The sequence below is a fragment of the Wolbachia endosymbiont of Armadillidium arcangelii genome (genome assembly GCF_040207875.1).
In the GTDB taxonomy this organism is placed as follows: domain Bacteria; phylum Pseudomonadota; class Alphaproteobacteria; order Rickettsiales; family Anaplasmataceae; genus Wolbachia.
In genome coordinates this window covers 1,397,865-1,410,996 of record NZ_CP157942.1, presented here as the reverse complement: position 1 = coordinate 1,410,996, position 13,132 = coordinate 1,397,865, and the positions used below count along the sequence as shown (strand labels likewise).

Below are 13,132 nucleotides of genomic sequence, written 5' to 3'. Positions count from 1 at the left end.
CAATATAGCTGAAGCTCAGAAATTTCAATCGATCTTTTTTATATAAAAATTTACATCTTTTTTATTTATACATACAATTAAGGGGTATATTAATAGATTGTTAGGAGAGGTATGAATCCAAGATTAAAAAATTTTTTGATTATTTGTGGGGGTGTTTTATTAGTTAGTCTTGCTATTGGAGCAATGGCTTTATTTCTCTACCTATTGGAATTACTATCTTTCTATCTATTGAAAGTACTGGCACCCTTTGTTGATACGCTTGCAAAAACTTCAAATGAGGTATTAATAGCATTATGCATTGTTTGTATCGTGTGTTGCGTAATACCTCTTATTTTTTCAACAAAGATTATAAGCAGTTATCAATCTTTTAAACGTGAAAATGCTGATAGTAATATTTTTTCTGAAGTGTATAACGATCCAACAATAAGATTAAAAGATAAAATTTTGTTTTTCTCCATATATTTGATATATTACATTCAGTTACCACTTTTATATTGCGCGTTAAAAATATCTGCCCTTATTAGGTGGCTAGTAGGTTTGAACATTCACAGGATAATACCAGGTATTACAGTCGTTCTCACACTTATAAATGCTATATTATTGATCCCAGTGACACTTCTTGAGTTAATAAAATATCCATTGATAAAGTTTTTTTCACCTTTGGGCTTGAATGTAAAGCAGCTTAGCTTCTTGTTCAACGTGAATGATGTAGGTACCGGCAGCCAGAGTCACTGCCATTAAGTTAAGGGAAAGAGAAGTTAAGATTGGACAAAAAATTTGAAGTGATTGATAATTATGGTAAATACTAGGGTGAATTTTTAAGAAAAGAGAGTCTGAAAAGTGCAAGTTATTTAAAAAAGTAATAATTGCAGGTTATTTTGCAAAGAATGTACTAATGCAATGATACTGAAAAGATATCTTGAATTTAAAACACATGTTTTCTAGCTCTTTTCTGGTAGTTGAGTGAACGAATATCAGATATCTTATGACGATCAACTCTTCTCCCTTTTCTTACCACTAAAGTGTTCATCAAAAATAACTGTGATAGTCGATCCATAATGCAGTCTATGTCTGACTCTGTAGAAAAAATATCAAAGGCTAAGTTTTTAATCGCATTAAATGAGACAGATTTATTGATGCTTTTTTTTAGTTTACTATTCTGTGCGCTCAACGTCTCTTCATCATCTTCTATCATGATACTTTCTAGATTACTGATGAAGATAGTTGACCAAAAATCCTACTTGATAGTTTCAATACTTTTTCCTGTGAAATTCTCTAAATTTAATCTTCCCTTCAGCCTAGAAAAAAATGTTTCTACTCCCCAGCGCAAGTAATATAATCTCTCAAACTCTTCGACTGTAAAACTTTGCTCATCTAACAGAGATGTTACTAACACTTCAACTTCTCCAGAAGAAAGTATTATTTTGACTAACCTGAATTTCATCTCATCAGGTAATCCTAGCTTTCGTAGCTGTCTTGCTACTTTAATAGGTGCGGTAGACACTACCACCATACTAGATGGGCTTTCCGGCTTAAACATAGCGTTTATTTCATTGAAAGACGAACTTGGACAGCGAATTATATAATTGATTTTCCTTCCTGTAAGCTCAGCAAGAAATCGATAAGATACGTATCCTCTATCACAGATTAACAAATCGTCTGATTTTATGGATTCAAGCATACCGATCGCTAAATCAACCTCATAGCTGTCACCTCTACTTAGCACAGATTTTATTGCAATATTATTTAGCACATCGTAGCAAACTTCAAAGGTTGCACTTGTATAGTCTTCAAATCTCTGGATTCCATTCCATACTGCTCTTGAGCCAAACTCGCCTATTATTTTGTCGCTCTTTGGCAGAATCAGTATTGAAGCATCAAATGCAAGTACTCTGAAGCCATGGTGGGTTTTAAATTCCTGATCTTGGTAGTATAGGGAAACTATATCATCATTTAACTCTGAAAACGCAGTATGCTTTAGCTTCTTTCTTGCTTGAGTAAATGCACTTGCCGTAATTGTGTAATCTTTTCTTGTATGCAGAACAAACTCATTAAGCATTACTTGTAATGACTTTACACTCTTTCTAAAAATCAGGAGAAATACATTAATGAAGGGCAGCTTTCTTTTTCGTGAGAAGTCTTTTGAGGATGCTCTGTGTGCGTTTATAAAGTTTAAACTCATCAATTTATTTTTTATAAACATGATTATTCTTTTTTTTACTCATGTCATTACTTCTTTTAATTTGTGGATCTTACCTGATTTTACAATACAGTCCATCACTTTCCCTTAACTTAATGGCAGTGATTCGAGAGATACATTTTACCGATTCAAAGAACTATACGAAACAGGAGGAGAAGAGGCATTATATGAGTGCACCAAGAAAAGCGTTTAGAAGACAGTTGGTCAACCTAGGCAAAGTCTAGCCAGCAGCCTAGAACAAACCATTATGCTGCGTAAGGTAACGAACGTAGTAAAGCTAATGGAATGGACAATACAGGGTGCAACGAAAGTGAAGGTATTGAGTTCCGAAATTGCCAACATCATGGAGGTCGACACTTTCCATATAGTGGAAGACAGTATGAAGGATAACGACAAGGCAAGTTATCACTCACTCTATCGGGATCTGAGGCCGTGTCATGTATTGAGATGGAGTTTACGTAAACTTGGGAGATCCTTTGTATTCCCATTAAGGTACGTTGGAACAAGTCAACAAAGGCGAGAATTAACGGAAGATACAAAGGAAGTCGGACTGATTGATAGTACTCAGAGTGTGGGAAACAAGGGGAAGCGATCAGCGGTATAGTTAGGGATTGTTACACCAACACAACAGAGGTTGGGATATGATGCAAGGAAAACTAAATCAGATAGCAGTAATAAAAGATGCTGTGAATGCTACACTGAAGAGCCGTATGCGGGAAATTCGCAAGTACGGTTCTGTTGGGGGGATCATAGCAACTAAACCTAATAGGAGGATTTAAAGTTATGATCTCTACCAGACGATAAGTAAAAGCAAGCCATTATATGCAAATAGAGTATCAGAGAATATAGAAAAAGCAGATAGCAATAGAATTTCCAGCATATGGACAAGAAAGAGCAGCAAATGAACTGAAAAAGAGAGGAATTCTAATATCTGCTAGCGGGAATATGGCAAAGAAACGACCTTGAAAATTTTAAAAAGAGATTGAAAGTGCTGGAAGCAAAGGTAGTACAAGATGGTATAATTTTGACAGAGGAGCAAGTTACTGCTTTAGAAAAAGCTAAGGAACAAAAAGAGGCACATGGCGAAATTGAGACACAACACCCTGGATACTTAGGTAGTCAAGATACATATTATGTAGAAAGGTATTGGACGAATTTATCAACAAACTTTCATTGACACCTACTCTAGAGTGGCCTTCGCTAAGCTTTATACGGAGAAAACTGCCATCACAGCTGCAGATCTTCTCAATGATAGAGTTATACCATTTTTTGATGAACAGATTGCTACGCATTTTAACCGATAGAGGTACGGAGTATTGTGGCAAACCAGGGAATCATGCGTACCAGCTATATTTGGGAATAGAAAATATTGATCACTCTAGAACCAACTCCACAGACTAATGGCATATGTGAAAGGTTCCACAGAAGATGAATGTTACAATATTATCTTTAGAAAGAAAATTTACACCTCTTTGGCAGAACTTCAGTTAGACGTAGACCATTGGGTGCATTCTTACAATAGATCTAGACCACATTCGGGTAAATATTGCTATGGCTATGCAAACCTTTTTTGACAGCATGCATATTGCCTACCAAAAAAATATTGATAACATTAGAACAGATTCTGATATCGGTTTTGACTTCGTCGATTCTTCTGTCAGTTAATTCATGCCTGTCAGATTAAGTCTGGGCTATTACACATTATCAAAGTTTGTCCAGATCGGTGTCAGAAATTGCTCAAACCATTTATTAACATATTGCAGTGGCCTTCAAAGATTAACGGAGCAACTATTTTTCTTCCACTTAAGGCTGCAACCATGCTGATTCCAGATTTTAGGGCTGTCCTTTCTGGCAATATCCATAGGGATAGTCTTCGGTATTATCAATACCAGATTCATCTATATATACTAAGTTTTGAGGTTCTTTTGTCGCTATAACCCTTACAAATTGAGCTCGCTTTTCCTCATTTCTTTCTTTGTATACGTAAGTCTTGTGAATCCTATATTTTTAAGTGCTCGATTGTCTACTAATATTGCACCAGCATCTCTGACTGAGTTTTGCCACCTTGCAAATGCATTCCAGTCGGTAATTTTATCCACTCTTCCAGGCTTTTTTGACTGAAAATCTCCCGTTTTCTCACGTCTTTTCTTCCACTCATATAAAGTTGTTTTCCCGATCTTAAATCTCTTGGCAATAGTTTTCTCCTTCATCCAACGCTTCCATTACCTTTTTCCTTACGTCATAACTATATGCTACTTACCTTCACTACTATAAATCCATATCTTACTCTTTTTCGACTATTATGAGTAGGGCTATACCTCATAGCTATTCTATGATTAGACCACCTTGTCTACCTTGCTACTCCCCCGAACAGATACAGCTTTCTACCATTCCTTTTAAACGGGTTTTAAACTTTTGAAACGTCATGACATTGTTGATACGCTTATCAAGAAACGATAGAGTATCCACAAAATCTTCTGAATAATCATTAATAAAAAAAAGTATCGTACTTAAGTACACTCCAGCTAATATCACCCGTTTTGTATAGTAGTTAAAATCTGTTGATTGATCGTAAATACCGTACCAAATTGTGCTAACAGTTCTGTACAAGACTTTACTAGAAAAGTATGTATTTTTTGGTAATATAGAGGATGATAAAACATTTTTTAAAAACTCTCTGTAATTTGGTAACTTAGCATAGTTTGAAAGGCGTATTTGGACAGCTAACTTTATCCGCTCTCTTACCTTCATATCTTCTAAATTATAATTCCAAAGTTCAGTTTCCATTGAGCTATTTAAGTCCTCTGCTATGTACTCCAAAGCACTATATATTCCATTTTGAAATTTACAAAAACTATTGGCTAGGTTAAGGTCCGTGCACACTTTCAATAAGGTTGCATCACTTATTCCTTCAAATGGAATAACCTTAATCAGCTTATCTACTATTAACTTCATTTCATCTCGTTTCATGCAATATCACACTAAACAACATATGTAATTGTACCTGAGATTTTCAAACATTCTGCAAAATGCTTCACCACGTTCTTTAAAATTTTTCCATTGATCAAAAGAGGAACATGCAGGAGAAAGTAATATCGTTACTTCTTCTTTGCTATTTATTGCCTCTTTAAAAGCCAGTTTAAATGCGTTTTCTAGATTATAACACTTCATATAATCTATTTTATTCTCCATAATATTTGCAAAAACTTCAGTTGATTCCCCAATAAGAAAAGCTTTTCTAATCTTGGTGAAATGCTTGCTTAATGATTCTATTCCACCTTTTTTGCTTTTTCCACCGACAATCCAATATATGTTTTTATAAGATAAAATTGCCTTTTCACTCGATTCTGCATTGGTTGCTTTGCTATCGTTGATAAAAAGTACATTCTTTATTTTGCCAAGTAGTTCATTTCTGTGCCTTAACCCTGGGAAGGATTTGATTCCGTTGATAATGGTGTTGCTATCTACTCCAAGTAGCTTACATACGGCATATGTGGCTGCCATGTTCTCTGCGTTGGATATTAGGTTTATTTTTACGTCGCTTACTGATAAGCTATGATTCTCTAGTTTTCCAGTGCCTAGGCACTGGGATGACAAAGAGGGTGACATCGCAGCTGAGATTGAAATTTTGTTCCCAGTGAATTTATTGAATACATCAGCGGTAATTTTGTTATCACATCCTATCACAGCAATCTTGCTACCGTTTATCAATTTTAATTTAGTTGCTATGTAGTTATTCATACTTCCATGTCTATCTATGTGGTCTGGTGTGATGTTGAGCAATACAGAAATATCCACATTAATTTCATTCATTATCTCCAATTGGAAAGAAGAGAATTCAATTACATAAATTTCTGCGTCTCTTTCTAAATCCAAAATAGGAACACCTAAATTTCCGCCAATAGCTACCTTTTTCCCTGCAGATTTTAGTATGTGCCCTATTAGTGATGTGGTAGTTGATTTGCCATTTGTTCCTGTGATGCCTATAACCTTCTGATTTGTAGTTTTAGTTTCAAGAAATAGCTCAATGTCTGATTTTATTTTGCAATCAAAGCTTCTTGCAAGTTTCACTATCCAATGCGTTGTTGTTGGCACTCCAGGGCTTAAAATCAATGTTCTTATCTCATGCCAATTATATTCTTTGGGATGAATAAAATTACACTCTTTATATATCATTTTTGCATTTGCTATTTGTTCTTCATTGTCATCCCATGCATAGATTCTTGCACTGCTCTTTGTTAGAGCATTAATGACAGACAAACCAGTTTTACCAAGGCCGAAAACCGCAACACTTTGATTTTTGTATTTGTTTAGTTGCACTGCTAGATAACTTATGCGAGCCATTTTATAAAGATATCGTACAAACTACAACAGACTTCTTGTATAGGCCACAACTGTCATTCAGTAGAAACGAAAAAATTACTTTATAAATTTCGTCAGTTCACTTATCATGAAAGTGAAGCTATATTATTTAACTTCCCAATCTGTGCAGATTAAAACGACAAGAAGACTTGTATTTGGCGTACTATTTTTGCACTATGTGCATGCTATGCCTTTATAAAATTTCCGGGTTTTTCCCTATACAGGCTGAAACGGGCTGCTTAAGACATCACCCAACGTCAAATTTTAAAATAAAGAGTGAGCTACTCCGGGAATTCTTTGTCTTTTTTTGCTGGTAAATTTCTTAAATAGGTAACCGTTCACGGAGATAAAGTGGTTTACAAAGTAAGTATAAAAGTGTAAAGAAATAGGAAGCTAAATATGGAATGGTAAATGATAACAGTGCTGCAAGAGAGGGTTGTGGCAGAAAACGTTAATCTCAAGGAAGAAATAAAAGCGCTGATCAGAGAAAATGATAGCTTGAAAGCAAAAATAGTTGAATTAGAAGACAAATTGGGCTTAAATTCGCAAAATTCATCGCTACCACCGTCACGAGATATATATCGTAAGAAAGCAAAAAAGAAAAGTGATAAAAAACCAGGAGGTCAGCCAGGACATAAGGTGCATAAGCGTAAATTAATGGCTGCAGATGAGGTAGTGAGCTGCACAATTGATACGATTTGTATGTGTGGAGGTAAGGTTATTTTAGAAGATGAAATTATTCATCAGAAGGCAGAGTTGCCAGAAATTAAGCCAATTATAACTGAGTACAGATTGCAAAGAGGACGTTGTAGAGTATGTAAAAAAAGAATTACAGCAAATTTACCCGAAGGTGTTGCAAGAGATCTTCTAGGGTCTAATGCTAAAGCGATCATAAGCAGCCTTAGCGGCTTTTTTATTAACTCAAAAAGAGAGGTACAGCAAATTTTAGGCAGTATTTTTAATCTAAATATAAGCCTTGGTTTAGTTTCAAATACTGAACGCAGGGTATCGAAGAAGTGTGCATCTGAATATGAAAAAATGAAGGAAGAGTTGCAAGAAAGCGAATATTTGCATATAGACGAAACAGATCAAGGAAAGAGAGGCTGGAGTTGGGTAATAACGAACAAAGCGTTGACACTTCTGAGGGTAACTGAGTCTCGTGGTAAGAAGGTGTTGAAGAGTTTACTGCCAGAATATGATGGTATAGTTGTGAGCGATAGATACGCTGTATACAATTACTTCAATCGTGAAAATAGACAGATATGTTGGGCACATTTGGCAAGAGATTTTGAGAGATTTGCCCATAGTAAAAATGTTGAAGTAAGCAAAATTGGCCAAGCACTAAAATCGCTCAGCAATAAGGTGTTTGTAGTAGATAAGGCAAAAAAACAAAATTTGATAGATAATTTGAGATTTTATCGACTGATGCGAAAAATTCAGAAAAGGGTAAAACATTTTTTACGTAAAATGACGAGGGTTGTAAATAGCACTCAAGCTTCAAGAATGGCCGCTAAGATGTTACGGTCTGAGGATATGATGTGGAAGTTTTTAAGAAAACCTGAAGTGATAGAAACAACCAACAACCTTGCAGAACGGCAAATTAGACGGTACGTAATTTATCGTAAAAACAGCTTTTTCACCTGGTCAGAACGTGGAGAAAGATTCGTGGAAAGAATGTTGTCGATATTTTTGACATCACGTCTAAATGGCCAGAACCCCTTTCAAAAGCTACAGAATCTAGTAGCTGTCACTGCTTAGTTCTTTATTCATTCTCACAATCCGTGAACGGTTACCTTAAATATTTATAGCTAAAGCAAATAACATACTGTAATTGCTATTGAATGATGGAGAGACATACTCCATTATTTTAGCACGAAGTAACAAATTCAATGAATTAGTTCTTCAAGAATAATTTAAACTTTTACAGTAGGAGTAGTCTCATGAAATATTATAGCGGGTTAGATATCTCACTCAAAGAAACTTTTATTAGTATTGTTGATGAGAAAGGAAAAATTGTTGAAGAAGAGGTTGTTGCAAGCGAAAGCAAGGCAATAGCTGAGTATTTGCTCAGTCAAAGTAAAGAGTATGAAGCAATAGGAATAGAAGGGTATAAAGAAAGCAGTAGTTGCATTAGCAAGAAAACTAGCTGTAATTATGCATAGAATGTTGGTTGATAAAACAGAATTTTATTATTAATAAAGGGAGTGTTAAATAAACTGTGTCAAACCAAGAAATAAAAATATAATTGATATAAAAAACGGAGGTTTGACATGAGTCAAGTAAATAAAACTACCGGTTTGGTAGATTATAAAGAATTAGAAACCTGTCGTCTATACGAGAAGGAAGACCGTTGACAGGAAAGGAGGGAGCATTAACACCATTTATAAAAAAGCTGCTGGAGGCGAGTCTAGAAGGTGAAATAGAACACCACTTGTCTGGTGAAAGCGAAGAAAATAATCGAAGAAATGGGAAAAACTTTACGTACAACTCATTTGAGTTGTTAACACCTAGAGACAGGGAAGGAAGCTTTGAACCCCAAATAGTTAGAAAAAGACAAACAACAGAACTTGAAGCAAAGGTCTTAAGCACATTTGCCAGTGGCATGGAGATATAGCGTCACATATTGAGGAAATTTACGATCACAAAATATCGGCGGCAGAGATATCAAGTATTACTGACAAACAGTAATCAACGAATGGCGTAGTCGTCCGCTGCAGTCTGTATATCCGATAGTTTTCATGGTTTTTTAAGGAGTTGTGTAAGTAAATGTATGTATAATATATTAGCAAAATGGCAGAAAAGAAGTTTTATTTAGCTGAAAGTGAAGTTCTGGTTGGGAGTACTAAATGATCTCAAAGAGAGAGGAGTGGAAGATATTCTAATTGCATGTGTAGATGGGCTAAAAAGCTTTCCTGCAGCAATAAACGGTGTGTTCCCTAATGCAGAATGTGTATAGTGCATCAGATACGTAACTCACTGAAGTATGTAGCTAGTAAAGAGTTTTTTGAGTGATTTAAAGAAAAGCTTCAAGTAAGGAAATTGCCGAGAATTATCTGTTGGAATTAGATGAAAAATGGGGCACAAAGTACCCTATAATCTTGGCAGAATAATTGGGAAAACCTATCTGGTTATTTTAAGTATTCCGACCCAGTTAGGAGGATAATCTATACTACTAATCCCATAGAGGGGCTACATAGGCAAATTAGGAAATTCACCAAAACCAAGGGCTCATTTACTAGCATAAATGCCTTGTATAAACAGGTATATTGTGCTATAAAGAAAGTAGAGCAAAAATGGCTCTGCCTAATTGGGCTTTAACTGTATCTCAACTTGACATCTTCTTTCCTGGTAGATTGAAAATTGAGTTGAATTAAAAATGCAGGGGAATGTTCAAAAAAGTGTGTCAAACCGAAAAAAAAGTAATAAATTGATATAAAAAAATGGAGGTTTGACAATGAGTCAAAAAGTAGTAAACAGAACTAACGGATTGGTAGATTATAAAGAGTTGGAAACCTGTCGTCTATACGAGAAGGAAGACCGTTGACAGGAAAGGAGGGAGCATTAACACCATTTATAAAAAAGCTGCTGGAGGCGAGTCTAGAAGGTGAAATAGAAAACCATTTATTAGCTGAAAGTGAAGAAAATAATCGAAGAAATGGGAAAAACTTTACGTACAACTCATTTGAGCTGTTAACGCCAAGAGATAGAGAAGGAAATTTTGAGCCGCAAATAGTCAAAAAAAGGCAAACAACAGAGCTTGAAACGAAGATTTTGAGCACATTTGCCAGTGGTATGAGCTATAGAGATATAGCTTCACATGTTGAGGAAATACATGATCACAAAATATCGGCAGCAGAGATATCAAGTATAATTACTGCCTATAATTAATGAATGGCGCAGTTGTCCACTGCAATCCGTATACCCAATAGTGTTTATGGTTTTTTAAGGAGTTGCGTAAGTAAATGTATGTATAACATATTAGCAAAATGGCAGAAAAGAAGTTTTATTTGGCTGAAAGTGAGGGATTGGTTGGGAGTGCTAAACGATCTTAAAGAAAGATATCAACTATGTTTAAAAATTTTTTATTTGTGTAATTTTGCAACTTCATATGGCAATAAAACCCCGTTTTGTCGTATAAGAATAGAATTTTATATCAAACAGCTACTACCTTGCTTAAGCCAATGAATATGTGCGTTTAGTGTGTGTGTGGACGCACATATTCATTAACTAATTTTAATTATTGCCATGTAAATTTCTAAACATGCAAATTAATTGCTTCTTTAAGTCTGGCATTGGCGATGACTATAATTTTACGCATAAGTGCAGTGAGTGCTACCATCTTTCTTTTACCACTATCAATAAGCTTACAATAAAAAGCAGCAAGTTCTGACTTGGAGTTTCTAGCAGCCATAGCAGCTGTGAAAAGCTTTGAACGAACGTTACTTCTTCCACCTATAATCCTTCGGTAACCAATAGCTTTACCACTTTCCTTAGGATGAGGTGCAACACCTGCAAGGCTTGCAACTTGCCTTTTGTTTAAGGAACCAAGTTCCGGTATAAGGCACAATAAACATTGAGAGGTTTTTCTACCTATTCCAGGAACTGTTTCAAGAATCTTCTGGTATCGGTTCAGTTCAGGGTTTTCATTGACTATTTTTTGTATAGCTTGATCAAGCTTTTCTACCTGATTATTGAGGAATTCAATAGTTTGTTGACAACTTTCCTTAATGTAATCATTTCCAGGAGTTTTAAGCCTATTTTTTTCTTGAACAAGCATTTTTGTAATATCATCACGACGCTGACAAAGTGTAAATAAGGTGGTTTGTTCTTTTGAGATAGGTGTAAATAGCTGCAGACGTCCACAACGCTCAACACCATATTGGGCAAGCGCTTTTGCATCCAGATTGTCAGTCTTTGCCAAAGTTCCATGAGATAGAATGAAGTTTTTAACTTGACGAGTATTAGCACGATGCACAGCAATGTTTCTGTCAATAAGAAAATACAATAAGCCAAGCTCATAGCCTCCTGTAGCTTCTAAAATTATCATGGAATTGGGTAAGATATTTGAAAATTTTTGGTAAAATTGTTTCCAGCCAGAACAACTATTGTCAAACTTGATAACACTTTTTTGTTCATTCACTGCAATGACAAATTCAAGTTTTCCGATATCAATGCCAATAAAATTTTGATAAGATATAACCATAAAGAACCTCGAGAGTTTAAGTTAAAATTTAAGATTGTAAACAGGTGCATATGTATGTCCCAAACAACTATTCAAACGTCTCGAAGGATAGGCTTGAGTACCTTGATATCTACGTATGTGTAATACTACCGTCTTACGGTCGCTCAAGCCTTTGATAACTATATTTTTTTATAGAGCTACCTTCCTTCTTGCTTCTTTTATATCATATTTCCAACTTACAACCGTCTTGCTAGTCAACAAAAAAATTACTCAAGCTGTATCATAAAATCAAAAAATACTTCTGATTGTGTAACAGTACACAGATTACAGTTAGTGAATATGTTGAATGGATTGGAAGCATTTTTTGATTTTAAACTACAGTCAACATCCTAGTTCTGTAATTCTTGATATGATTTGGATCAAAAGCACTTTTGGATGTCAGGATACCGAAAATGATATGGAGTAGCTTACGCTCCCACAATTGCCATATTATGCTTACCCTTCTTCTTTAGTCTTTGGCAAAAACTCACAATGATAGGATTGTGATTCTTGGCTACTATGGCAGGAAAGAAAAGGGCCTTACGTAATGTTTGTAACCTGATTTACTTAATCTTGGTTTAGAATGTACAGATGAACCTGATGTTATATTTTTCGGTATAACTCCTGTATATGCTGCCAATTGCCTGGCATCTCTAAAAGCTTTTATGTCAGGGATTTCAGCTAAAATAGCTATTGCTGATTCCTCTCCTATTCCTGGAATAGTCAATAGAAGCTGAAAATTTTCCAACAATTCTTTGTGCTGCTTTAATAGTTTGCGTATGGAGTTTTTTATTATTTCTATTTTTTTAACTATATTCGTTGCAAGATCCTCCCAAGCATTTGCAACTTCTTTAGGCAGTCTCTCTTTTTTTTCTAGGTGGTTATTTACTAATTCTTTTAACGCAACTGAGCAACGATAAAGATGTTTTAATTTTTTCATTTCAGAAGAAGGTGGTGTCCAACGAGTTGGTTCCTGTCTTTGGCAATAATCAGCAATAATTTCTGCATCAGTCTGATCATTCTTTTGTCTTACGAGCTTACTCCTTGTATAAGATTTAATACAATAAGGATTTACAACACTAACAAAATGTCCAGCATTGTGCAGAAATTCAGCCAAAGCTTCGCTATAACAACCACATGCATGCCTTTACTTCTTCCACATTATGCTTTTGTAGAAAACTCAGCAGACCTTGAAACCCAAGATCATCGTTCTTAAAGCTCCTTTTCCTAGTTTCACGCTTTTCTTTTTTACTTATGAATGAAAGAAAAACATCAAAGCGATCTTTTGATACATCAATTCCAAGAAAGTTGTTGATCATATATAACCCCATACGTTACCATTTAAAACG

Annotated in this window: 7 protein-coding genes and 8 pseudogenes; 8 read left to right on the top strand and 7 right to left on the bottom strand. The window is 35.2% G+C overall.

Features of this window, described 5'->3' with window-relative positions; genetic code table 11:
* The first annotated feature begins 111 nt into the window (after positions 1–111).
* On the top strand, positions 112–741 hold the full coding sequence (locus tag ABLO99_RS07185) for a hypothetical protein (protein WP_349967396.1): 630 nt from the start codon (positions 112–114) through the stop codon (positions 739–741).
* A 184-nt stretch (positions 742–925) separates the two neighbouring features.
* Here the strand turns inward: ABLO99_RS07185 and ABLO99_RS07180 are convergent.
* Positions 926–2,203 (bottom strand): annotated as a pseudogene (locus tag ABLO99_RS07180) (IS4-like element ISWpi18 family transposase).
* Positions 2,204–2,306: 103 nt separating this feature from the next.
* Here ABLO99_RS07180 and ABLO99_RS08750 point away from each other — a divergent pair.
* From ABLO99_RS08750 to ABLO99_RS07170, 3 genes and pseudogenes are all read left to right on the top strand, one after another.
* Positions 2,307–2,384: pseudogene (locus ABLO99_RS08750) on the top strand (helix-turn-helix domain-containing protein); the annotation flags it as partial.
* A gap of 457 nt (positions 2,385–2,841) precedes the next feature.
* Positions 2,842–2,979: a hypothetical protein gene (locus tag ABLO99_RS07175; RefSeq protein ID WP_153295409.1), complete on the top strand. Its 138-nt coding sequence runs from the start codon at positions 2,842–2,844 to the stop codon at positions 2,977–2,979.
* Positions 2,980–3,000: 21 nt separating this feature from the next.
* A pseudogene (locus ABLO99_RS07170) lies at positions 3,001–3,756 on the top strand (integrase core domain-containing protein); the annotation flags it as partial.
* Between the two features lie 162 nt (positions 3,757–3,918).
* Here ABLO99_RS07170 and ABLO99_RS08745 read toward each other — a convergent pair.
* From ABLO99_RS08745 to murD, 4 genes and pseudogenes are all read right to left on the bottom strand, one after another.
* A pseudogene (locus ABLO99_RS08745) lies at positions 3,919–4,221 on the bottom strand (IS630 family transposase); the annotation flags it as partial.
* A 47-nt stretch (positions 4,222–4,268) separates the two neighbouring features.
* A pseudogene (locus tag ABLO99_RS08740) lies at positions 4,269–4,423 on the bottom strand (IS630 family transposase); the annotation flags it as partial.
* A gap of 135 nt (positions 4,424–4,558) precedes the next feature.
* The gene (locus tag ABLO99_RS07160; protein ID WP_410543672.1) at positions 4,559–5,170 is read right to left on the bottom strand and encodes a COQ9 family protein; all 612 of its coding nucleotides are present in this window, start codon (positions 5,168–5,170) and stop codon (positions 4,559–4,561) included.
* A gap of 6 nt (positions 5,171–5,176) precedes the next feature.
* Entirely contained in the window at positions 5,177–6,544 is a 1,368-nt protein-coding gene (gene murD / locus ABLO99_RS07155; RefSeq protein ID WP_349967393.1) for a UDP-N-acetylmuramoyl-L-alanine--D-glutamate ligase, read from the bottom strand.
* A 429-nt stretch (positions 6,545–6,973) separates the two neighbouring features.
* Between murD and tnpC the strand changes: the two genes are divergently transcribed.
* From tnpC to ABLO99_RS07135, 4 genes and pseudogenes are all read left to right on the top strand, one after another.
* Complete coding sequence (gene tnpC, locus ABLO99_RS07150; RefSeq protein ID WP_349967072.1) at positions 6,974–8,320, top strand: IS66 family transposase; 1,347 nt, start codon at positions 6,974–6,976, stop codon at positions 8,318–8,320.
* 182 nt (positions 8,321–8,502) lie between these two features.
* Positions 8,503–8,724 (top strand): hypothetical protein, encoded by a 222-nt coding sequence (locus ABLO99_RS07145; RefSeq protein WP_349967101.1) that lies wholly within the window; start codon positions 8,503–8,505, stop codon positions 8,722–8,724.
* Positions 8,725–8,832: 108 nt separating this feature from the next.
* Positions 8,833–9,936: pseudogene (locus ABLO99_RS07140) on the top strand (IS256 family transposase).
* Positions 9,937–10,016: 80 nt separating this feature from the next.
* Positions 10,017–10,621: pseudogene (locus ABLO99_RS07135) on the top strand (transposase); the annotation flags it as partial.
* Between the two features lie 196 nt (positions 10,622–10,817).
* Here the strand turns inward: ABLO99_RS07135 and ABLO99_RS07130 are convergent.
* The gene (locus ABLO99_RS07130) at positions 10,818–11,765 is read right to left on the bottom strand and encodes an IS110 family transposase (protein ID WP_349967103.1); all 948 of its coding nucleotides are present in this window, start codon (positions 11,763–11,765) and stop codon (positions 10,818–10,820) included.
* Positions 11,766–12,114: 349 nt separating this feature from the next.
* Positions 12,115–13,102: pseudogene (locus ABLO99_RS07125) on the bottom strand (IS110 family transposase).
* Between the last annotated feature and the right edge of the window lie 30 nt (positions 13,103–13,132).